The organism is Pseudoalteromonas spongiae UST010723-006 (genome assembly GCF_000238255.3).
Taxonomy (GTDB): domain Bacteria; phylum Pseudomonadota; class Gammaproteobacteria; order Enterobacterales; family Alteromonadaceae; genus Pseudoalteromonas; species Pseudoalteromonas spongiae.
On sequence record NZ_CP011039.1, the window covers coordinates 16,079 to 39,566 of the forward strand.

At 42.9% G+C, this 23,488-nt stretch carries 19 protein-coding genes and 2 rRNA genes; 13 read left to right on the forward strand and 8 right to left on the reverse strand.

Annotated features, from left to right (window positions below; all coding sequences use genetic code 11):
- The first annotated feature begins 8 nt into the window (after positions 1-8).
- The 3 genes from pepQ to PSPO_RS00070 are packed head-to-tail and all read left to right on the forward strand — an operon-like array spanning position 9 to position 3,497.
- Positions 9-1,331 (forward strand): Xaa-Pro dipeptidase, encoded by a 1,323-nt coding sequence (pepQ, locus tag PSPO_RS00060; RefSeq protein WP_010561299.1) that lies wholly within the window; start codon positions 9-11, stop codon positions 1,329-1,331.
- 59 nt (positions 1,332-1,390) lie between these two features.
- Positions 1,391-2,008, forward strand: a complete 618-nt coding sequence (locus tag PSPO_RS00065) for a YigZ family protein (RefSeq protein ID WP_010561298.1) — start codon at positions 1,391-1,393, stop codon at positions 2,006-2,008.
- 37 nt (positions 2,009-2,045) lie between these two features.
- Entirely contained in the window at positions 2,046-3,497 is a 1,452-nt protein-coding gene (locus PSPO_RS00070; protein WP_010561297.1) for a TrkH family potassium uptake protein, read from the forward strand.
- 460 nt (positions 3,498-3,957) lie between these two features.
- Here PSPO_RS00070 and PSPO_RS00075 read toward each other — a convergent pair whose 3' ends face one another.
- The 5 genes from PSPO_RS00075 to def all read right to left on the reverse strand — a co-directional run bounded on the left by PSPO_RS00075 (position 3,958) and on the right by def (position 9,420).
- A complete protein-coding gene (locus PSPO_RS00075) occupies positions 3,958-5,082 on the reverse strand; it encodes a DUF3103 family protein (protein WP_010561296.1) in 1,125 nt (374 codons plus the stop codon).
- Positions 5,083-5,246: 164 nt separating this feature from the next.
- Positions 5,247-6,623, reverse strand: coding sequence for a Trk system potassium transporter TrkA (gene trkA, locus PSPO_RS00080; protein ID WP_010561295.1), 1,377 nt, complete (start codon positions 6,621-6,623; stop codon positions 5,247-5,249).
- Positions 6,624-6,658: 35 nt separating this feature from the next.
- On the reverse strand, positions 6,659-7,951 hold the full coding sequence (gene rsmB, locus PSPO_RS00085) for a 16S rRNA (cytosine(967)-C(5))-methyltransferase RsmB (protein WP_040642367.1): 1,293 nt from the start codon (positions 7,949-7,951) through the stop codon (positions 6,659-6,661).
- Positions 7,935-8,888 (reverse strand): methionyl-tRNA formyltransferase, encoded by a 954-nt coding sequence (gene fmt / locus PSPO_RS00090; RefSeq protein ID WP_010561293.1) that lies wholly within the window; start codon positions 8,886-8,888, stop codon positions 7,935-7,937. The genes rsmB and fmt overlap by 17 nt, the downstream gene beginning before the upstream one ends.
- A 19-nt stretch (positions 8,889-8,907) precedes the next feature.
- Entirely contained in the window at positions 8,908-9,420 is a 513-nt protein-coding gene (gene def / locus PSPO_RS00095) for a peptide deformylase (protein WP_010561292.1), read from the reverse strand.
- A 124-nt stretch (positions 9,421-9,544) separates the two neighbouring features.
- Between def and PSPO_RS00100 the strand changes: the two genes are divergently transcribed.
- The 6 genes from PSPO_RS00100 to hemF all read left to right on the forward strand — a co-directional run bounded on the left by PSPO_RS00100 (position 9,545) and on the right by hemF (position 14,383).
- Positions 9,545-10,651, forward strand: a complete 1,107-nt coding sequence (locus tag PSPO_RS00100; protein ID WP_010561291.1) for a LysM peptidoglycan-binding domain-containing protein — start codon at positions 9,545-9,547, stop codon at positions 10,649-10,651.
- Between the two features lie 31 nt (positions 10,652-10,682).
- Entirely contained in the window at positions 10,683-11,777 is a 1,095-nt protein-coding gene (gene dprA, locus PSPO_RS00105) for a DNA-processing protein DprA (protein ID WP_010561290.1), read from the forward strand.
- 2 nt (positions 11,778-11,779) lie between these two features.
- Positions 11,780-12,253 (forward strand): DUF494 family protein, encoded by a 474-nt coding sequence (locus tag PSPO_RS00110; protein ID WP_010561289.1) that lies wholly within the window; start codon positions 11,780-11,782, stop codon positions 12,251-12,253.
- 78 nt (positions 12,254-12,331) lie between these two features.
- Positions 12,332-12,889 (forward strand): DNA topoisomerase family protein, encoded by a 558-nt coding sequence (locus PSPO_RS00115; RefSeq protein WP_010561288.1) that lies wholly within the window; start codon positions 12,332-12,334, stop codon positions 12,887-12,889.
- 13 nt (positions 12,890-12,902) lie between these two features.
- On the forward strand, positions 12,903-13,466 hold the full coding sequence (gene tsaC / locus PSPO_RS00120) for an L-threonylcarbamoyladenylate synthase type 1 TsaC (RefSeq protein ID WP_010561287.1): 564 nt from the start codon (positions 12,903-12,905) through the stop codon (positions 13,464-13,466).
- A gap of 2 nt (positions 13,467-13,468) precedes the next feature.
- Entirely contained in the window at positions 13,469-14,383 is a 915-nt protein-coding gene (gene hemF / locus PSPO_RS00125) for an oxygen-dependent coproporphyrinogen oxidase (RefSeq protein WP_010561286.1), read from the forward strand.
- A 71-nt stretch (positions 14,384-14,454) separates the two neighbouring features.
- Here hemF and PSPO_RS00130 read toward each other — a convergent pair whose 3' ends face one another.
- Entirely contained in the window at positions 14,455-16,062 is a 1,608-nt protein-coding gene (locus PSPO_RS00130) for a methyl-accepting chemotaxis protein (RefSeq protein WP_010561285.1), read from the reverse strand.
- 85 nt (positions 16,063-16,147) lie between these two features.
- Positions 16,148-16,579: a group II truncated hemoglobin gene (locus tag PSPO_RS00135; protein WP_394227686.1), complete on the reverse strand. Its 432-nt coding sequence runs from the start codon at positions 16,577-16,579 to the stop codon at positions 16,148-16,150.
- Positions 16,580-16,626: 47 nt separating this feature from the next.
- On the opposite strand from PSPO_RS00135, the gene aroE reads away from it, so the two are divergent.
- Both aroE and PSPO_RS00145 read left to right on the forward strand, forming a co-directional pair.
- Positions 16,627-17,448 carry a shikimate dehydrogenase gene (gene aroE, locus PSPO_RS00140; RefSeq protein ID WP_010561283.1) on the forward strand — a complete coding sequence of 274 codons (822 nt, stop codon included), beginning with the start codon at positions 16,627-16,629 and terminating at the stop codon, positions 17,446-17,448.
- Positions 17,448-17,690, forward strand: coding sequence for a DUF1488 family protein (locus PSPO_RS00145; protein WP_010561282.1), 243 nt, complete (start codon positions 17,448-17,450; stop codon positions 17,688-17,690). Before aroE ends, PSPO_RS00145 begins: the two co-directional genes overlap by 1 nt.
- Here PSPO_RS00145 and PSPO_RS00150 read toward each other — a convergent pair.
- Positions 17,685-18,218 (reverse strand): gamma carbonic anhydrase family protein, encoded by a 534-nt coding sequence (locus tag PSPO_RS00150; RefSeq protein ID WP_010561281.1) that lies wholly within the window; start codon positions 18,216-18,218, stop codon positions 17,685-17,687. The genes PSPO_RS00145 and PSPO_RS00150 overlap by 6 nt on opposite strands.
- Positions 18,219-18,794: 576 nt before the next feature.
- Here PSPO_RS00150 and PSPO_RS00155 point away from each other — a divergent pair.
- A 16S ribosomal RNA gene (locus tag PSPO_RS00155) occupies positions 18,795-20,327 on the forward strand.
- A gap of 276 nt (positions 20,328-20,603) precedes the next feature.
- Positions 20,604-23,484: ribosomal RNA gene (locus tag PSPO_RS00160) — 23S ribosomal RNA — on the forward strand.
- The 16S and 23S rRNA genes sit together here, the layout of an rRNA operon.
- Positions 23,485-23,488 lie beyond the last annotated feature (4 nt).

Here is a 23,488-nt window from a genome sequence, read left to right on the forward strand (position 1 = left end):
GATTAATAATGGATAAACTTTCAACAACTTATGCAGCGCATATAGCAACCTTACAGTCACGTACCAAAGATGTTTTAGCGCGTGAAGGACTTGATGGTCTGATCATTCACTCAGGTCAAGCAAAACGCCAATTCTTAGATGATATGGATTACCCATTTAAAGTAAATCCGCAATTTAAAGCTTGGCTACCTGTGATTGATAATCCTCATTGCTGGTTAGTGGTAAACGGCGTTGATAAGCCAAAATTGATTTTCTATCGTCCTGTAGATTTCTGGCATAAAGTGCCAGATGAGCCAAGTGACTTCTGGGCTGAATACTTTGATATTTGTTTATTAAAATCTCCAGAACAAGTTGAGCAATTACTGCCTTATGATAAAGAAAGGTTTGCTTATATTGGTGAATACATTGAAGTAGCGAAAGCATTAGGGTTTAACGCAATTAATCCTGAAGGTGTTTTAAACTACTTACACTACCACCGTGCTTATAAAACAGATTACGAGCTAGTATGTTTACGCGAAGCAAACCGTTTAGCAGTACTTGGCCATACAGCGGCGCGCGACGCATTTTTTGCAGGTGGTTCGGAGTACGATATTCAGCATGCGTATCTTGTTGCAACGCAACATACTGAAAACCAAATGCCTTATGGCAATATAGTTGCCCTTAACAAAAACTGCGCGATTTTACATTACACTCACTTAGATATTGCGAAGCCCGATCAACATTTATCATTTTTGATTGATGCGGGTGCAAACTTCAACGGTTATGCGGCTGATATTACGCGTACTTATGACTTTAAACAGCAAGGTCAGTTTGCAGAGTTAGTGAGTGCGATGAATACGCATCAACAAGCTTTATGTGAAGGGTTAAAGCCGGGCATCAAGTATGGTGAGCTTCATTTAGACTGCCATCAGCGAGTAGCGCAAGTTCTAAGTGACTTTAATATTGTTAACTTATCGGCTGATGCTATTGTTGAAAAAGGCATCACGAAAACCTTCTTCCCACATGGTTTAGGCCATCATTTAGGTTTACAAGTTCACGATATGGGTGGTTTTATGGCAGATGCTCGCGGTACGCATCAAGCGCCACCTGAAGGTCATCCATTCTTACGTTGTACACGCTTAATTGAGGCAAACCAAGTGTTTACCATTGAGCCTGGACTGTACTTTATTGATTCATTGTTAGCAGACTTAGCGCAAACAGATAACAATCAGTATATCAATTGGAAAACCGTTGAGTCGTTTAAGCCATTTGGTGGTATTCGTATTGAAGATAATGTGATTGTGCACCAAGACCGCAATGAAAATATGACACGCGATTTAGGTTTAGCTTAATCTAATTAGCAAGTGATACACTTTAAGGAGCCATTCGGCTCCTTTTTATTTTGTAAGTTATGACTCAAGAATACCAGTACCCAGCAACACGAACTTTGTATCGTGAAGAAATTAAAAAAAGCACGTTTATTGTGCATATTGCGCATACGCCAACCATTGCCGATGCGAAAGCGTTTATTAAACGTATCAATCAAGAATACCCAGATGCACGTCACAACTGTTGGGCACATGTCGCGGGCGAGCCTGGTGGCAGCCATGTATTGGGTTTTTCTGACGATGGTGAACCCAATGGCACGGCGGGCAAACCAATGTTGAATGTTTTGATGGGCTCAGGGCTTGGTGAAATTACCGCTGTTATCACCCGTTATTTTGGTGGTATTAAGCTAGGCACGGGTGGGTTGGTGCGAGCTTATGGTGGCTCGCTTAATAATGCGTTGAGTGATATTGAGTTGTTAACTCGCGTACCTATGGTGACGTTACTTGGCGAATCAAGTTATGCACTGCAAGGCGTCATTGAACAGCACATTAATAGCCAGTTTAGTGGCAGTAATATTGAAAAAGAATTTTCCGCCAATATTGCATGGCAAATTGCGATTGATGAGCGAAATGCAGAGCAAGCAATAAAAGATATTTATGAAATATCCAATGGCGCTGTTGAGTTAAAAGTAAAACAGTAAGAGAATAGCTTTAAATAGCTCGTTTCTTACTCTTGCAATGCAATACAGAACAATAATTAAAATTTTAGGGCAGTTAGTAGCCTTATTCAGTATCACCATGATCCCACCTGCGCTCGTTTCGCTTATCTATAAAGATGGTGGTGGTGTGCCGTTTGTTCTGGCATTTGTCTTCAGTATTATTATTGGCTTAATAGCCTACTACCCAAACCGCAAGCAAAGAGGGGATTTGAAAGCCCGTGAAGGCTTCTTAATTGTAGTTTTATTTTGGTTGGTACTGGGCAGCTTTGGTTCGTTACCACTGATTTTTTTAGAAGAACCTAATCTATCTATTGCAGATTCTGTTTTTGAGTCATTCTCAGGCCTTACCACCACAGGGGCGACTGTTCTAACGGGTATTGAATATTTACCGAAAGCAATTTTATTCTATCGTCAGCAACTGCAATGGCTCGGTGGTATGGGTATCATCGTACTTGCCGTTGCCGTACTGCCAATGCTTGGGGTGGGTGGTATGCAGCTTTACCGCGCTGAAACACCGGGGCCAGTAAAAGATTCTAAAATGACCCCGCGCATTGCCGATACAGCAAAACATCTTTGGTACATTTATGTATCACTTACCGCGGCCTGTACTTTGGCGTATTGGGCGGCAGGGATGAATTGGTTTGATGCTATTTGCCATGCCTTTTCGACGATCGCGATAGGGGGCTTTTCTACCTATGATGCGTCAATTGGTCACTTTAATAGTCCACTAATTAATATTATTTGCGTGGTATTTTTATTAATCGCGGCGGTGAACTTCTCACTGCATTATGCGGCAGTTGCTAATAAAAACTTTCGCGTTTATTGGCGTGACCCAGAGCTCAAAGTATTCCTATTTATTCAAACATGTTTAGTGCTTTTGTGTTTCTTTGTGCTTACTTCTGCGGGTATTTATACCTCGACCGATCAAGCGTTTGACCAAGCGCTTTTCCAAGCCGTTTCAATTAGTACGACAGCTGGTTTTGCCACCGATAGTTTCTCGCAGTGGCCGTTGTTTTTACCTATCCTACTTATTTTTTCAAGCTTTATTGGCGGTTGTGCTGGCTCAACAGGTGGCGGCATGAAAGTAGTGCGTGTGTTCCTGTTGTACTTACAAGGTATTCGCGAGTTAAACCGCTTGGTACACCCACGTGCAATTTATTCTATTAAACTTGGTCGCAAAGCGTTACCTGATAAAGTAGTCGAAGCTGTATGGGGCTTTTTCTCAGCGTATGCTTTGGTATTTGTCATCATTATGCTGTGTTTATTAGCAACAGGAATGGACAACATCACGGCATTCTCAGCAACAGCCGCATGCTTAAATAACCTAGGTCCAGGCTTAGGCGATGTAGCAGCGCACTTTGGTGATATCACCGATACAGCAAAATGGATTTTGACACTCGCTATGGTGTTTGGACGACTCGAAATCTTCACACTACTCGTATTGTTCACCCCAACATTCTGGCGTGGATAAGGCTCGTCTTGAGGCTTGCGAGTGCGCGCAGCAAGACTAGAGCCGAATGTGAGCCCTTGGACGGGCGAACCGGAATATCGCTTCTAGGATGAATTAGTATATAGGTCGCCTCTTCCAGACCTAACGAAATTTAGTCCGCTCATTTACATCCATGTAATTGCGGCATTAGTACATCCTGTTCGTCACAGCTGGTCGAACGCGAGAAATGGATTTCGAGCCGGAATATTGCTTCAGGATGACTTAATATACCGCTCGTATCTTCTAGACCGAAACTAAGCATCTCTAGGCGCGAATGCTTTTCAGGGATGAAAATTACTGCGTAACGCGCACGAAATATCGCTTCAAGTACGAATTTTGACGCACTTTCTAAACGTTAGAATGATTTACTTGAATTCTCTCAAAAAAACAAAAAAGAGCGCATTTAGCGCTCTTTGATTCTGGTTTAAATGTACTCTGTTTATTAACGTGGCTGAATCGTTAATGGCTCAAGTGTGATGGTTGCATTTGAGCTAGCGCCTTTGTGATTTGAATAGCGTTGACCTTCAAATAGAGTGTAATACACATCCACATAGTCATCATCATTGGTAAACCATGAGTCAGGCATTGCTGCCAGTACTTTATTGGTTAACTGTGGGATGATGGCATAGCCTTGTACTTCAGGGTCTGGAATCGCTTTAAGAATCTCGGTAGCAACGTCAAGCAAGCGGCTCGCAAGTTCTTTGTAATTAGTGTTGTCATCCTGCTCCATCATTAAAATATCAGCAGCTTGCCAACGGTAGCGGTCCCAATAGATGATAATTTGATTAGGATTATAGGTCGTGCCATCGTAATCAAGATAAGGCATATCGACAATATCTAGCACTGGCTCATCACGAGACGGACTCACACCAGTAACAATGCTATACACTTCCGCTTTACCTGATACCCATGGCTCTTCATCATCTTGTAAATGAATGGATTTAAGCACCGAGGTTTGAATTGGATTTGTTGTTGATTGAGTTGTTGAATTCAATGCTAATTTTGGTTCGCTGCTAAATGGTTTCAGCGCTTTTTTTAGTACTGAAATACCTTCCGATAACGCTTGTTTGTTGTCTAGCTCAACAATTAACACAGGGCGTTCAGGTAGTTCATTTACGGGTAAGTGATAGGTGTTACCTTGGGTATCAAATGCTTCAATAAATTGCCATGATTTCTCATTACCCGCTGGAGCCCATGCAAATAACGGTGTTTCAGACATTAACGAGTTAAGCATGCTTGAGTCAGCAACTCTTAGCTGGGTAATTGAGCTAGGGTTATACGGTAGACCTTTTACCGATCGAATGCGAGTTTCAACTTGTTTAAGAGTTTGGATCTCTTTGTTTGCTAACGACAGCTCAGAGGTCTCAATGGTTAAATCATAACTTGATGTTGATGCTAAAATGCTTGGTTTTAGCCTTGCGTAGTTTTCTGCAAATGACAGTGCTAGAGCGCGTTTTTGCTCAGCGATTTGTACTGAACGCTCTTGGCTTGTCGTTTCCATTGCTGCAGCGCTAACAAATGGTAGTGCGAGTGCACTCAGTAGTAACGATTTTATTTTCTTATTCATTCACTTGTCTCCAATAGTAGTATTACACATTCATGTGTACCTATATTAGTTCCAAGTTAGAGTAAATAGTCAATAATGTAACGAAAGGTTAATAAATAAACAGAAATTATAATGAAATGCTTATAAATAAACCTTTGCAGTGAAGTGCTATTTTTACTTTAAATTTATAAGAAAATAGCACTTACTTGGAAGAGCTTTTCAACTACGTGAATTTGCTTTTTATCGATAAGGAACATAATGACGTGGTCACCAGAGAGGATCACTGTATCGTCATGTGCAATTAACACGTCATCGTTTCGTACGATTGCACCAATGGTTGTGCCTGCTGGTAATTTAATGTCTTGAATCGCTCTGCCGACAACTTTTGATGTGTTTTCATCACCATGCGCAACCGCTTCAATTGCTTCTGCAGCGCCTTTACGCAGCGAGTATACGTTAACAATATCACCGCGTCGGACATGCGTTAATAAGGCTGAAATAGTTGCTTGTTGTGGAGAAATAGCAATATCAATTTCACCACCTTGCACTAGGTCAACGTATGCGCCACGTTGAATTAACACCATGGTTTTTTGTGCGCCCATGCGTTTTGCTAGCATGGCAGACATGATGTTTGCTTCATCGTCGTTAGTAACGGCAATAAATACGTCAACTTGTTCGATATGCTCTTCTGATAACAGTTCTTGGTCTGATGCATCGCCACAAAAAACCACGGTACGATCAAGTCTGCCTGATAAGTATTCTGCTCGTTCTGGGTTGCGTTCAATTAGTTTTACGCTATGGCTTTTTTCTAGCGTGCGAGCGAGACCCGCACCTATATTACCACCACCTACAATCATTATTTTTTTGTACGATTGTTCAAGCTTTTGCAGTTCGCTCATGACCGCACGAATATGTTTAGTTGCTGCAACGAAAAAGATTTCGTCATCGGCTTCAATTACGGTAGTACCAAGTGGTTTAATTGGTCTACCTTTTCGATAAATTGCAGCAACGCGTGTTTCCACATTAGGGATGTGTTTTTTTAGTGCTGATAGTGCATAACCAACAAGTAAACCACCGTAATACGCTTTTACCGCTACTAGTGATAGCTTACCTTCGGCAAATTGCAGTACTTGCAGTGCACCTGGGTAGTCAATTAAGCGATGAATGTAACGGGTCACAAGTTGTTCTGGTGCAATGTAGTGGTCAACTGGTAGGTCATGATTATGGAATAGCTGCTCTTTATATTTGAGGTATTGTTCAGAGCGAATACGCGCTATTTTTGTTGGCGTATTAAAAATACTGTAAGCGATTTGACAGGCAATCATATTAACTTCGTCAGAGCTAGTAACGGCGATAATCATATCGGCATCTTCAGCACCTGCTTGGCGTAAGATTTCAGGGTGGGCGCTGTGGCCTGATACGACTTGCAGGTCATATTTGTCCTGTAATACGCGTAGCTTTTCTCGGTTAATATCAACCACGGTGATTTCGTTTTTCTCACCGACAAGGTTTTCTGCTAAGGTGCCGCCAACTTGTCCGGCACCTAAAATGATAATTTTCATACTGTCAATCGCTTAGTTGGCGAGCTTCGCCTTAATTATAATTTTTCAATTTTCGCGTAGAAGAAGCCATCATGCTCATCTGGCAGTAATTGCCAGCCTGGTTGTTCGATGGTATCTGCTAAATTGAGTGCGATATGCTTAGCATCAGCATGCTGTGCTAAAAACCGTTTTATCTGGTCGGTATTTTCTTCCGGTAAAACAGAACATGTTGCATACACCAATGTGCCACCAGATTTTAATAATGGCCAGATTTGCTCAAGTATTTGCTTTTGTAATTGTGCAAGTTGCTCAATATCAGACGCTCGGCGTAACCACTTAATATCGGGGTGACGACGAATTACACCAGTTGCAGAGCAGGGAACATCTAACAAAATACGGTCAAATTGCTCGCCATCCCACCAGTCGTCGGGTTGACTGGCATCGGCACTAATTAGCTTTGCACTTAGGCCAATACGTTCTAGGTTTTGTTGTACGCGTTCAAGACGGGTTGCGTCATGGTCAAGGGCGGTAACATCACACTCCGCTAGCTCCAAAATGTGGCATGTTTTACCACCAGGCGCTGCGCAAGCATCAAGAATTTTTTCGCCATCTTTTGGCTCGAGTAACCTAGCTGCAAGTTGCGCTGCACCATCTTGTACTGAGCTGTGGCCTAATTCGAAGCCTGGTAATTTAAACACATCTACTGCATTTTCAAGTACCAGTGCATCATCAAATTGATCAACTAAATGTGCTTCAATATCTGCATCAAGCAATAGTTCTCGGTACTCTTTAGGCGAATGGTAGTTGCCATTAACGCGCAGCCACATTGGTGCTTGCACTTGGTTTGCTTCAACAATATCTTGCCAGTTATTTGGGTAAGCAGTTTTTAGCTTATTCAAGAACCAACCAGGGTGGTTGTATTTACAGGCATCAATTTGGTCGGCTAAATTTTCCAGCTCGCTTTGGCGGCGCTGAAAGTTACGCAGCACTGCGTTTACTAAGCCTTTAAGGCCTGGTGCACGCATTGTTTTAACCGCATTTACTGTTTCATCAAGTGCCGCATGTGCTGGAATACGCATGTGCTGAAGTTGATAAATACCCACATAAAGCAAAAATTGGAAAGGACGCTGTTTGCCTTTCAGTGGTTTTTCAAGCAAGTGAGAACAGTAGTTTTCTAAGCTTGGTAAGTAGCGTAATACGCCATAGCAAAGTTGCTGTAAAAGCGGGCGTTCTTTTGGAGGTAGTTTATCAGAGTACCTTGGCAATATTTGCGACAATGAATGGCCTTTATCAACCACAAGATGCAGTGTTTCAGCTGCATAAGCGCGAACACTACTCATTGTTGTCACCTAAAGTTGAACCAACCGCTACCCAATCAGCACGACCATTTAAAAAATCTTGTGCCGACATTGGCTTTTTACCTTGTGGTTGAAGCTGCGTGATCTTTAGTGCGCCTTCAGTGGTCGCAACCGTAATGCCTGTTTTATCAGCTGCTAATACTTCACCCGGGTTACCAGCGCTTTCAACTAATTCAGCAGCATATATCTTTACAGTGTTTCCTTGCATTTGCGTAAAACAAATTGGCCAAGGGTTAAATGCGCGTATATTACGTTCGATTTGTTGGGCAGGCATGTGCCAATCGATATTCGCTTCTTCTTTGCTTAGCTTTTTCGCATAGTTGGCAAGCTCATCATTTTGCTTTTCAGGAGTTGCAGTGCCATCGGCAATAGTGGCTAACGTGTCGATGAGTGCTGTGGGACCAAGTTCAGCAAGCTTGCTGTAAAGGCTTGCACTTGTATCTGCCGCCTCAATTGGGCAGGTGGCTATGGAAATCATATCACCGGTATCTAAACCTTCATCCATTTGCATAATGGTTACACCTGTTTCGGCATCACCAGCCCAGATAGCGCGTTGAATCGGTGCAGCACCACGCCAGCGAGGTAAAATTGAACCATGCACATTGATACAGCCTAGTTTAGGTGTTTCCAAAACTGCTTTTGGTAGTAGTAGGCCATACGCAACCACTACCATAATATCTGCATTCAAATCAGCTAACTGCTGCTTGGCATTGTCTGACTTAAAATTCTCTGGCTGGTACACTGGAATGTCATGGGTTAAAGCTAGTTGTTTTACTTCACTTGCTTTTAGCTTTTTTCCGCGTCCAGCAGGGCGGTCTGGCTGACTGTAAACAGCGATCACATCATGGTGCGATTTTATTAAAGCATCGAGGTGCTGCGCGGCAAAATCAGGGGTACCCGCAAATACAATTTTTAAAGGCTTGCTCAAGTTTTAACTCCAAGGTAGGTTAGCCAGCACGCGCTGCTAATTTTGCTTCTTTTTCTAGCTTTTTACGAATACGTTGACGCTTTAAAGGTGAAAGGTAATCAATGAAAAGTACGCCTTTTAGATGATCTAATTCATGTTGAATACATACAGCAAGCAAGCCATCAGCATCTTTTTCATATTGGTTGCCATTCTCATCAAACGCTTTAATTGTAACCGTTTCTGCGCGGTCTACTTTTGCATAAGAACCTGGTACTGATAAACAGCCTTCTTCGCTAATTTTACTGCCATCCTTTTTGATGATTTCTGGATTAATGAGCACTAGAGGCTCATTACCTTCTTCTGATACGTCAATAACAACGATGCGCTGGTGGATGTCGACTTGCGTTGCGGCTAAACCAATGCCGTTTTCGTCATACATGGTTTCAAGCATGTCTGATACAATTTTCTTAGTATCATCATTAATTTGCGCAACTTCTTGTGCGACTGTGCGTAATCTCTCGTCTGGAAAGCGTAAAACTTCTAAAATAGCCATATTTACCTTAATTTTAACTATGCGAAAATCATCAAATTATGATATGTTTTTATTTTAGCCATTTGTCTTCACCTTTTACAGGTTTAAGTAAATAATAATAAAAAACAGCTCAAGGAAGCTAGTTATGGTCAAAAAGCTGACAGCTGCGATAGTCGCATTAACTATGGCGTTTCCAACTCTTGCTGATGTGCTTCAGATCAGAAAGGACGCCCCAAAAGAATATGTTGTAGAAAAAGGCGATACCCTTTGGGATATCTCAGCCATTTATCTTGATCAGCCATGGTTATGGCCTGAGCTATGGCGCCTTAATCCACAAATTGATAACCCTCACCTTATCTACCCAGGTGATAAACTTTCATTAGTTTATGATTCACAGGGTCGTCCTATGCTTGTGATTAATCAAAAGTTTAAGCGATTGTCTCCGGGTGTTCGTAAAACTATGAAAAAAGGTGATGCTATTCCAACGTTACCTTTGGAAGTGATTCGTCCTTTCTTAACCTATGAGCAAGCGTTAGATAAAGAAGATATCGATGCAAGGCCAGTTGTTTTAGGTGCAAACCACAGCGTAAAAAATATGAAGACAGACCATATTATTTATGTGAAAGGCAATTTAGAGCGTTCACAGTACTATGGCATCTATCGTCAAGGTGACTCTTATATTGATCCAGATACAGACGAAGTGCTAGGTCACGAAGCTATTTTAGTTGGTACAGGCCGTGCGTTTAGAACCGGTGATGAAGCAAGTGCCGTACCTGCATCTGTTCGTGTAAAAAATGTAAAACGAGAAGTTCGCCAAGGTGACTTCTTAATGCCAGCGTTAGAAGGGCAAACCTTACCAGCCTTCTTTATGATGCAACGTCCCGATTCTGCAATCTCGGGAACGATTATTGATACTACTTCTAAGCTACGTGAATTTAGTACGATGGATGTGGTTGTAATTAACCGCGGTGAAGTTAATTCACTTAAACCTGGTCATATATTGGACATTCGCAGAGCATCACCTACAGTTGTAGTAGGCAAAGATGGACCTAAATATAAAGATTCTGCTTCACGATATGAACGAGCAATGAGTATTTTTGGTGACGGAGAAGATAGTCGCGAATGGGAGATGCCAAAAGAGAAAGTAGGCGAGCTAATGGTGTTTAAAGTTTACGATCAAGTAAGTTATGCGATCGTTACTAAAACATTAGAACCTGTTCGTGTTGGCGACACAATCCATGTAGATAACTAAAAATATTTGGCGCGTCTTCTAAGGAGGGAAGATGCAAAGAACTACACGAAGAAGCGAGCTTGAATATTGGCTCGCTTTTTATTTGATTAAAGGAATAGGCTTTCAAACTGCTAAACAGTTACTAACGCGTACAAGCTTCGACGCGCTTTTCTCTCGCTCGTGTAACGAACTATGCGAATTAGGACTCAAATCTGCAGTAGCCAACGCAATTAAGACTTTTGAATGGCAGCAAGTTGAATCAATTATTCAACAATGCAAAGCGTTGAACATTCAAATTATCCATTTATCTCATTCTGATTATCCCGCATTACTAAAAGAAATTCCCGCTCCACCTTTGGTGCTTTTTTGTAAAGGTAATATCCAATTACTTGACTCACCTAAGTTGGCAATTGTTGGTTCTAGAAATGCAACTGAAACCGGCAGGCAAGTCAGCTTTGATATAGCACATAGTCTTGCGATTAATGAATTCTGTGTTGTTTCTGGTATGGCCCGAGGTATCGATAGTTGTGCGCACCGAGGCGCATTGCAAGCAAAGGGTAAAACTATTGCAGTTCTCGGTACTGGCGTTGACTTATGCTACCCCAAACGTGCGAGTAAATTGTATGAGAACATTTCAGAGCATGGCTTGTTAATTTCAGAGTATAAACCAGGAACTCTCGCACAAGCGGCAAACTTTCCACGTAGAAATCGCATTATTTCAGGGATTTCCATGGGAACCATTGTAGTTGAAGCAGAGCAAAAGAGCGGTTCACTGATTACCGCAAAGTATGCGCTAGAGCAAAATCGGGAAGTCTTTGCTGTACCAGGTTCTGTGTATAACGAATTAGCAAAAGGGTGTCATGCGTTAATAAAACAAGGCGCTAAATTAATAGAGAATTGCGATGATATTTTTTCAGAATTAAGCGTTTTACCAAAAAGTTGTCTATATAAAGTAGATGAGACTGAAAAAAATGTGATTTCAGATTCTGTTTTAGAGCACCTAACTTTTGAAGTGACGTCAGTAGACAAATTACAACAACTTTCAGGGATTCAAATGGATGAATTGCTATCCCGATTATTAGATCTAGAGCTATCTGGTCAAGTTGTTCGTGTACTAGATGGTTACACCCGAATAGGGAGGAGTTGAAAATGTTTGATATCCTCATGTACTTGTTTGAGAACTATATTCACAGTGAAACAGAAATTTTCGTTGAACAAAGTGAATTAACAGATGAATTATTACGAGCCGGGTTTAATCATCGAGAAATTTATAAAGCGCTCGATTGGCTTGAGCAATTAGCAGATCTACAACACAGCGATGAATGCCCTTACTTAAATCGCGTTCCTGGCAAGTCAGTACGTATTTATACGCAGCAAGAATGCGACAAACTGGATCTGACTTGTCGCGGCTTTTTAATGTTTTTGGAGCAAATTTCGGTTATCGACACAACCACGCGTGAGATGGTGATCGATCGTATTTTTGCGCTTGATAAAGAAATTATCGAGTTAGATGATTTAAAGTGGGTTGTGCTAATGGTGTTGTTTAACGTGCCAGGCAAAGAAATTGCCTATGCGCAAATGGAAGACCTATTGTTTGAGGAGCAAAACGGTACCATTCACTAGCGAGAATGTTTAAATTTGTATCTTGCCAAGGCTTGCATGGTATAATTCTGCGAAATTTACGCCTGCGTTTTGACAATTATGAGCAAAATTGATCATTCTTTATTTTCTGTTCACGAACATGCTTTAGAAAAAGAGCATGAAGTGTGTCCGAAGTGTGGCTCTGAAACGAGTGTGAAGCACAGTAAAAAAGGTGCGTTTGTCGGATGCAATAACTATCCTAATTGTGATTATACTCGCCCATTAGTCGAACACCATGAAACACTTCTTAAAGTGCTTGATGACAGCGAATGTCCTCTTTGTGAATCGCCTTTAGCAGTAAAAAATGGCCGCTTTGGCATGTTTATTGGCTGCACTAACTTTCCTGAGTGCCATTATGTCGCACAAGAAGAATCTAAAGAGTCATTACCTACTTGTCCTAGCTGTAATAAGTCTGAACTAGTTGAGCGCAGCAATAAATCGGGTAAAACATTTTACTCCTGTGGGGGGTACCCCAAATGCAAATATATTTTAAATAATAAACCAGTTGCACAATCGTGCCCTGAATGTGGTTGGCAAGTGATGGTTGAGAAAAAAACAGCAAAAGGCTTAATGTTACAGTGCCCACAAAAGCATTGTAACCACAAAGTCTCGTTATGAATTGGAGTGAGTTGTGAGTAACGAGTTATTAGAAAACCCAATTGTCTCTGTACTTAAAAGTGACGGTGTAATTGTTTACCCTACAGAAGCCGTTTACGGTTTGGGTTGTGACCCTGACAGCGAAACTGCGGTAATGAATCTATTAGATATAAAACAACGCCCAGTAGAAAAAGGGTTAATCCTTATCGCTGATAATTATGGTCAACTGTTAGAGTATGTCGATGATGATAAAATACCCATGGATAAACGCGCTGATATATTTTCGTCGTGGCCTGCAGCAGTAACTTGGGTAATGCCAGCGAAAAAAAGTACACCAAAATGGCTAACGGGGCAGTTTGATACAATCGCAGTTCGGGTTACAGCTCATCCAGTAGTAAAACAGTTATGCCAAGAGTTTGGTAAACCATTAGTATCAACAAGCGCAAATCTAACGGGACAAGAGCCTGTTTTAACATTAGAAGAAGCAAAAAGTGCATTTGGCAATAAGGTATCAGCTTATGTTGAAGGTCCACTTGGTGGCAACACCAAACCAAGCCAGATTAAAGATGCATTTACAGGTAAGTTGTTTAGAGAGTAATTATGTCGCACGTTAACTTAGAAGTAGTAAAAGAGTTTTTATTGGCCTTACAAGACAAAATTTGTGATGCTTTAGAGCAAGCTGATGGTAGCGCTAAATTTGTCGAAGACGCTTGGCAACGCGAAGAAGGTGGTGGCGGCCGCACACGAGTGATCAAAGATGGTGCCGTAATAGAGCAAGGCGGAGTGAATTTCTCTCATGTGTATGGTGAATCAATGCCAGCTTCTGCTACTGCACATCGCCCAGAACTTGCTGGTCGAAGTTTTCATGCATGCGGTGTATCGTTAGTTATTCACCCAAAAAACCCTCATGTACCCACATCACATGCCAATGTTCGTTTCTTTATTGCTGAAAAAGAAGGTGAAGACCCGATTTGGTGGTTTGGTGGTGGTTTTGACTTAACACCTTTTTACCCTGTGCTTGAAGACGTAAAACATTGGCACCAAGAAGCCTGTAAATTATGTTTGCCATTCGGTGAAACCGTATATGATGACTACAAAAAATGGTGTGACGAATACTTTTACTTAAAGCACCGCGGTGAAACCCGTGGCGTAGGCGGTTTGTTCTTTGATGACTTAAATGAATGGGGCTTTGACCGCTGTTTTGCTTTTATGCGTGCCGTAGGTAATGGTTACTTAGATGCTTACTTACCAATCGTAGAAAAACGCAAAGACTTCCCACACACCGAGCAGCAACGTGAATTCCAGCTCTATCGTCGTGGTCGTTATGTGGAATTTAATTTGGTATGGGATAGAGGCACGCTATTTGGGTTGCAAACAGGCGGTCGTACTGAGTCTATTTTAATGTCGATGCCGCCGCTTGCGCGTTGGGAGTATGACTTTAAACCTGAGCCAAATAGCTTAGAAGCAAACCTTTACGAGAATTACTTGTCGCCAAAGGATTGGTTGCAAATTTAATAATAACCTCATAACTTTTCATAAAAATAAGAGGTTAATAAAAAGCCGCAATTCTGCGGCTTTTTTTGTGCTTATAATTTAAATTTACGTACTTGCTGATCAAGCTCTCTTGCCAGCGATAATAAGCTTTCACTTACTTGTTTGCTTTCATGGGCATCCACAAGCGAGGTCTCTGCGTTATCACTTATTGCAATCACACTCTGATTAATTTCTTCTGCTGCTAAGTTCTGCTGTTCTGTTGCATCAGCAATTTGCGTATTCAGTTGGTTAATTTCTTTCATATGCTCTGAAATATCTTTCAGCGCCAACGCAACTTTTTTTACTTGCTCAGCACGCTTATCCGCATCTTCACTAGAGCGATTCATGGTATTTACAGTGTCCAACGCTTCAGACTGCAAATTCTCAATGGTGCGCTTTATTTCATCGGTTGAGTCATGGGTACGATTTGCGAGTGTGCGTACTTCATCAGCAACAACGGCAAATCCTCTGCCAGCTTCACCTGCCCGTGCAGCTTCAATAGCTGCATTAAGCGCGAGTAGGTTGGTTTGTTCAGCAATGTTACTGATCACTTCCAGTACTTTGCCAACTTCTAATGTCCGGTTTTGTAGCTCACTGACTTGTTTTGCTGCAGTACGCACTTCTAACGCAAGGCCGTTAATGCTCTCTTCGGTACTTTCTGCTATTTCTAAACTAGTTTCTGCTAAATGATTGCTGGTATCCGAACGCTCCGATGCAAAATGTGTGGTATTGCGTACTTCAGAAGACGAAGATTCTAACTCGTTAATTGCAGCGGCAACTGAGTCTGTGCCTTGTTTTTGTTGATTAATAGCTTGCTCTGTTGTTTCAGCTGATGCATAAATCTTTTCGGCGCTGTGAATAAGCACCTTGGACGACTCTGATAACTGACTAATATTTCCTTTAAACGCAGCCATCATAAGATTAAAGTTATTCGCTAAACGTCCAAGTTCATCATTGGTTTTATCTTCCACATGAATGGTTAAATCGTTATTTTGCGATGCTAAGCGCATTGATTTGCCAATTACACGAAGACGTTCAATTAAGAATTTTCTAAATAACCAGCCAAGTGTAGCAAAGGTAATAACGAATATTGTTGTCAGAATGGCAAAGCTAATCCATGAATTACGAGTGACTGCCGCATCTACCTTATCAAGTGAATAACTGATCTTCACCGCACCGAGTATTTCGCCTTCAGTGGCTTGATGGCAACCTAAACAATTAGTGCCGCGATAATTTTCACTGGCAACAACTGGTTTTAAGTATGTAATTAAATTACTGCCGTCTTCGCTTTTGCTAAAGTGAATTTGTTCGGTGCCATTTAAAGCTTCGTTTTCTTGTTGGTTTTGTGGTGCTTGATTTGCTTCGCCGGGGCCAAAAAATTTATTTATTTTATCTCCGCGAATGATATGAATATCTTTTATCTGTTCTTCACTGAGTATTTTTTGACGCAAAATCTCTCGGTTTGCCATAGTGCCAGTAAGCATCATGGTGTTTATCGAGTCAAAATAGTTGTCGGCAAGTATTTTTATATTTTGCTCAATGGTTTGATGAGCAAGTTCGCTTTGTTGTTTTTGCCCCGTAAGCAGGCTAGCAACAAGCACCAAAATACCCGTAACCGTAAGTAATGCAAAAATTTTGTGTTGAATAGAGTGGTGACGCATAACAGTTTTCTCAAGCACTAAGTAAACTGAGTATGCGCAATTATCAACGAAGCTGCATTGATTTAACGCAATCTAATGGTGGGTGTTAACGTCCCTGATTAATCATATGTGTCGCAAGTTGCGCTAGTGATTGTTTAAGCCCTTCGCGCAATACGGGGTTATCAACTTCAATATCAAGTGCTTTGTTCATGCAAAACATCCATTGATCTCTTAAGTCTTGATCAATAGGAAAGGGCATATGACGCTTTCGCAACATAGGGTGCCCATATTTCTCTACGAATAAATCAGGTCCACCAAGCCAACCTGATAAAAACTCGAAAAACACTTGTCTAATTCTATCTAAAGGTTGAGGATGCATATCATATAATGGTTTTGCGTATTCCTCTTCAGCCATAATGTCGTAAAATCGATTAGCTAGCGCGCGGGCACCCTGTTCTTGTCCTATTAACTCATAAGGTGTTTTTTCAGGAGAGGGAGATTGATGAGATTCATCTTGTTTTTGTGTCGTGCCAAACATACGTCTTAAAATTTGTTTCATAACTCTAACTCAATGCGAGAAAACTAATGGATAAATACGCGGTATTCGGAAACCCGATAGAGCATTCAAAATCACCGAAAATTCACAGTGAGTTTGCTAGCCAACTAAATCAGCAAATCGAATACAGCGCAATCTTAGCACCGATCGACGGCTTTAAGGAATCGGTAGAGCAGTTTGTCGCACGTGGTGGTAAGGGAGCAAATGTGACTGTGCCATTCAAAGAGCAAGCATTTGCGTTAGTAGATGAACTTTCGGAACGAGCTAAATGTGCGGGCGCAGTAAACACAATAAAGGTTAGCTCAGATGGTTCGTTACTAGGTGATAACACAGATGGTATTGGCTTAGTAAGCGACATCTTAAGTAATAACTTTACGCTGCAATCAAAGCGAGTATTGGTAATTGGTGCGGGCGGCGCAGCACGAGGTGCCTTGCTACCTCTATTACAACAAAATCCAGCTAAGCTAACAGTAATCAATAGAACAAAAACGAAAGCGCAAACCTTAAGAGACGAATTTGCAAAATATGGTGATATCGATGCCTATGGCTTCGAGCACGAACCTGACATTGACTACGATATTGTAATTAACTCTACTTCAGCAAGTATAACAGGCGATGTGCCGCCAATTTCTAAGCGTTTTGTTGCAAAGTGTGAACTGGCATACGATATGTTTTATAGCCAACAAAGCACTTCATTTAATGATTGGGTTAACAGCATAAACCCAAACGCAACAACGCTAGATGGTTCGGGTATGCTGGTGGGGCAAGCCGCTGAGGCATTTTTTGTGTGGCGAGGTGTTAAGCCGTTAACCGATAATGTGATTGAAAAGCTAAAATCAGGAATTTTGTAATGAACCAGTCTATTTTATTTGTCGACCGCGTTGAATACATAGAAGATGCAAAACGTATAAACTTTTTTGCACAGGTAAGTGGACAGTTGATTACCTGCTTTTATTTAACTAAGCAATCTAAAGAAAGTGCTATAAAAGACTTTGAAAGTAAAAAGTTCGACTACGAAGACATTGCTGAAAGCGCAATTGAAGACGAACTATACAATGATCTAGGTGAGATAGAAGTAGAAGAGCTATTATAGCTCTTCTAGGTATTCATTCTTTAATATAACGTAGTTATCAGCAGATACTTTAAGGAAAGCTAATTCTGCTTCAGTTAGCTTTCGGGCTTGCTTAACTGGGCTACCTACATATAAATAACCTGACTCTAACGTTTTATTAGGTGGAACCAATGAGCCGCCACCAACAATCACATCATCTTCCACAACCGCGTTGTCCATTATAATTGCACCCATACCAACTAAGATACGGTTACCAAGTACACAGCCATGTAACATGGCTTTGTGACCAATTGTGACATCGTCACCAATAATTAATGGGTAGCCATTTGGCACTGAATTACTTTTACGCGTTACATGAAGCACTGAACCATCTTGTACATTTGTACGCTCGCCAATCTTTATATAGTTAACATCACCGCGTGCAGCAACTAATGGCCAGATACTTGAATCGGCGCCAACTTCAATTTGACCAACTAATACAGCCGATTCGTCTATATAGGTATTTAAATTGATTTTTGGCTCTACACCTTTATAGCTTCTAATTGTCATAACGGCTCCAGTAAAATAGTTATAGAGCGTAAATTATAGATAAAAGTGTACTGATTGTTAATTTCTGGGCAGAAAATGTATGTTTTTAACGCTTATAGCTGATATTTCAGGCAAGCAGTAAAAAAATACAAATTTTCTTTAAAAAAGGGGTTGCGCTCAAATCAAATCTCTCTATAATGCGCCTCCACCAACACGGGGAACGACGCAGCATAGCAGCGAATCACGAGTTGGGTGAGTCAAGTAAAACTGAGTTTTGAACGTTTTCAGAATAAAAAGAAAATAATCAAAATTAAGTGTTGACAAAAAATCAGGAAAGCGTAACATACGCAGCCCTAACAGCGACGAAGCGTCGCGGCAAACACAAGGTTGTTTGCACTGTTCTTTAAAAATTTAAGCAATCATCTGTGTGGGCACTCGTACAGATTAAGTTCTAACATACGCTTTTAGCGTAATAAAATTTAGACTTAATTAAACTGAGTGACCAATTGATACGAAAGTATCAGCACAGTCAATTCGATATCTTTATGATATCAAAATCAGAATTCATTGAGTCGGACGTAAGTCCAAAAACACTTTTAATTGAAGAGTTTGATCATGGCTCAGATTGAACGCTGGCGGCAGGCCTAACACATGCAAGTCGAGCGGTAACATTTCTAGCTTGCTAGAAGATGACGAGCGGCGGACGGGTGAGTAATGCTTGGGAACATGCCTTTAGGTGGGGGACAACCATTGGAAACGATGGCTAATACCGCATAATGTCTACGGACCAAAGGGGGCTTCGGCTCTCGCCTTTAGATTGGCCCAAGTGGGATTAGCTAGTTGGTGAGGTAATGGCTCACCAAGGCGACGATCCCTAGCTGGTTTGAGAGGATGATCAGCCACACTGGAACTGAGACACGGTCCAGACTCCTACGGGAGGCAGCAGTGGGGAATATTGCACAATGGGCGCAAGCCTGATGCAGCCATGCCGCGTGTGTGAAGAAGGCCTTCGGGTTGTAAAGCACTTTCAGTTGTGAGGAAAGGTTAGTAGTTAATACCTGCTAGCTGTGACGTTAGCAACAGAAGAAGCACCGGCTAACTCCGTGCCAGCAGCCGCGGTAATACGGAGGGTGCGAGCGTTAATCGGAATTACTGGGCGTAAAGCGTACGCAGGCGGTTTGTTAAGCGAGATGTGAAAGCCCCGGGCTCAACCTGGGAACTGCATTTCGAACTGGCAAACTAGAGTGTGATAGAGGGTGGTAGAATTTCAGGTGTAGCGGTGAAATGCGTAGAGATCTGAAGGAATACCGATGGCGAAGGCAGCCACCTGGGTCAACACTGACGCTCATGTACGAAAGCGTGGGGAGCAAACGGGATTAGATACCCCGGTAGTCCACGCCGTAAACGATGTCTACTAGGAGTTCGGTTTTTCGGAACTGTCTTCCAAAGCTAACGCATTAAGTAGACCGCCTGGGGAGTACGGCCGCAAGGTTAAAACTCAAATGAATTGACGGGGGCCCGCACAAGCGGTGGAGCATGTGGTTTAATTCGATGCAACGCGAAGAACCTTACCTACACTTGACATCCAGAGAACTTACTAGAGATAGTTTGGTGCCTTCGGGAACTCTGAGACAGGTGCTGCATGGCTGTCGTCAGCTCGTGTTGTGAGATGTTGGGTTAAGTCCCGCAACGAGCGCAACCCCTATCCTTAGTTGCCAGCGATTCGGTCGGGAACTCTAAGGAGACTGCCGGTGATAAACCGGAGGAAGGTGGGGACGACGTCAAGTCATCATGGCCCTTACGTGTAGGGCTACACACGTGCTACAATGGCGCATACAGAGTGCTGCGAACTCGCGAGAGTAAGCGAATCACTTAAAGTGCGTCGTAGTCCGGATTGGAGTCTGCAACTCGACTCCATGAAGTCGGAATCGCTAGTAATCGCGAATCAGAATGTCGCGGTGAATACGTTCCCGGGCCTTGTACACACCGCCCGTCACACCATGGGAGTGGGTTGCTCCAGAAGTAGGTAGCTTAACCTTAGGGAGGGCGCTTACCACGGAGTGATTCATGACTGGGGTGAAGTCGTAACAAGGTAGCCCTAGGGGAACCTGGGGCTGGATCACCTCCTTATACGATTTAGAACTTTTTGTTCGAAGTGTCCACACAGATGATTGTTAGCTAAGCAATAGCTTAGTTAATTTGCTCTTTAAAAATTTGGAAAGCTGACAAACTTTAAATTAAGTACTTACTTGTAAGTGCATTATTTAATTTAGAGTTCTCAAAATAAAGTAAAGAAAATTATGCCGCATAACGAAAGTTATGTTGGTATCTACTTTAGTATTCAATATTTAACTTCTGGCGGAGTTAAAAACTGTCTTTAGCAATACAAACCATTTTGGGTTGTATGGTTAAGTGACTAAGCGTATACGGTGGATGCCTTGGCAGTTGGAGGCGATGAAGGACGTATTAACTTGCGATAAGCCTAGTCAAGCTAGTAAAAAGCGCTTGAGACTAGGATTTCCGAATGGGGAAACCCACCACTTAGTGGTATCACTTACTGAATACATAGGTAAGTGAGGCGAACCGGGAGAACTGAAACATCTAAGTACCCCGAGGAAAAGAAATCAACCGAGATTCCGAAAGTAGCGGCGAGCGAAATCGGATTAGCCCTTAAGCTGTAATGTAGTTAGTGGAACATTCTGGAAAGTTTGACGATACAGGGTGATAGTCCCGTACACGAAAACTTATTTACAGTGAAATCGAGTAGGTCGGAGCACGTGAAACTTTGACTGAATATGGGGGGACCATCCTCCAAGGCTAAATACTCCCAACTGACCGATAGTGAACCAGTACCGTGAGGGAAAGGCGAAAAGAACCCCTGTGAGGGGAGTGAAATAGAACCTGAAACCGTATATGTACAAGCAGTAGGAGCAGATTCGTTCTGTGACTGCGTACCTTTTGTATAATGGGTCAGCGACTTATATTCAGTAGCGAGGTTAACCATTTAGGGGAGCCGTAGTGAAAGCGAGCGTTAACTGCGCGTTTAGTTGCTGGGTATAGACCCGAAACCCGGTGATCTAGCCATGGGCAGGTTGAAGGTCAGGTAACACTGACTGGAGGACCGAACCGACTATCGTTGAAAAGCTAGCGGATGACCTGTGGCTAGGAGTGAAAGGCTAATCAAACCGGGAGATAGCTGGTTCTCCCCGAAATCTATTTAGGTAGAGCCTCGGACGAATACTATTGGGGGTAGAGCACTGTTAAGGCTAGGGGGTCATCCCGACTTACCAACCCTTTGCAAACTCCGAATACCAATAAGTAATATCCGGGAGACACACGGCGGGTGCTAACGTCCGTCGTGGAGAGGGAAACAACCCAGACCGCCAGCTAAGGTCCCAAAGTGTATGTTAAGTGGGAAACGATGTGGAAAGGCCCAGACAGCCAGGAGGTTGGCTTAGAAGCAGCCATCCTTTAAAGAAAGCGTAATAGCTCACTGGTCGAGTCGGTCTGCGCGGAAGATGTAACGGGGCTAAACATACCACCGAAGCTGCGGCTGCGAATTTATTCGCGGGGTAGGGGAGCGTTCTGTAAGCTGTTGAAGGTGTACCGGGAGGTATGCTGGAGGTATCAGAAGTGCGAATGCTGACATGAGTAACGATAAAGCGGGTGAAAAACCCGCTCGCCGGAAGACCAAGGGTTCCTATCCCATGCTAATCAGGGTAGGGTGAGTCGACCCCTAAGGCGAGGCCGAAAGGCGTAGTCGATGGGAAACGGGTTAATATTCCCGTACTTGGAATAATTGCGATGGGGGGACGGAGCAGGCTAAACAAGCATGGCGTTGGTTGTCCATGTGAAAGTATGTAGGCTGGAAACTTAGGCAAATCCGGGTTTCTAAGGCTGAGATACGAGACGACACTCTACGGAGTGGAAGTTGTTGATGCCATACTTCCAGGAAAAGCCTCTAAGCTTCAGATTATTTCGAATCGTACCCCAAACCGACACAGGTGGTCAGGTAGAGAATACTAAGGCGCTTGAGAGAACTCGGGTGAAGGAACTAGGCAAAATTGTACCGTAACTTCGGGAGAAGGTACGCTCTTATCTGTGATGAGACTTGCTCTCTAAGCGGACGAGAGTCGCAGTGACTAGGTGGCTGGGACTGTTTATTAAAAACACAGCACTCTGCAAATTCGAAAGAAGACGTATAGGGTGTGACACCTGCCCGGTGCCGGAAGGTTAATTGATGGGGTTAGCTTCGGCGAAGCTCTTGATCGAAGCCCCGGTAAACGGCGGCCGTAACTATAACGGTCCTAAGGTAGCGAAATTCCTTGTCGGGTAAGTTCCGACCTGCACGAATGGTGTAACCATGGCCACGCTGTCTCCACCCGAGACTCAGTGAAATTGAAATCGCAGTGAAGATGCTGTGTACCCGCGGCTAGACGGAAAGACCCCGTGAACCTTTACTACAGCTTGGCACTGAACATTGACCCTACATGTGTAGGATAGGTGGGAGGCTTTGAAACACAGTCGCTAGATTGTGTGGAGCCGTCCTTGAAATACCACCCTTGTAGTGTTGATGTTCTAACATAGGCCCCTGAATCGGGGTTGTGGACAGTGCCTGGTGGGTAGTTTGACTGGGGCGGTCTCCTCCCAAAGAGTAACGGAGGAGCACGAAGGTTTGCTAAGTACGGTCGGACATCGTACGGTTAGTGTAATGGTAGAAGCAAGCTTAACTGCGAGACAGACACGTCGAGCAGGTACGAAAGTAGGTCATAGTGATCCGGTGGTTCTGAATGGAAGGGCCATCGCTCAACGGATAAAAGGTACTCCGGGGATAACAGGCTGATACCGCCCAAGAGTTCATATCGACGGCGGTGTTTGGCACCTCGATGTCGGCTCATCACATCCTGGGGCTGAAGTCGGTCCCAAGGGTATGGCTGTTCGCCATTTAAAGTGGTACGCGAGCTGGGTTTAGAACGTCGTGAGACAGTTCGGTCCCTATCTGCCGTGGGCGTTTGAGAATTGAGAGGGGCTGCTCCTAGTACGAGAGGACCGGAGTGGACGAACCGCTGGTGTTCGGGTTGTGATGCCAATTGCATTGCCCGGTAGCTACGTTCGGAATCGATAACCGCTGAAAGCATCTAAGCGGGAAGCGAGCCTCGAGATGAGTTCTCACTTTAACTTGAGTTAACTGAAGGGCCGTTGAAGACTACAACGTTGATAGGCGAGATGTGGAAGTGCTGTGAGGCATTAAGCTAACTCGTACTAATTACCCGTGAGGCTTAACCATACAA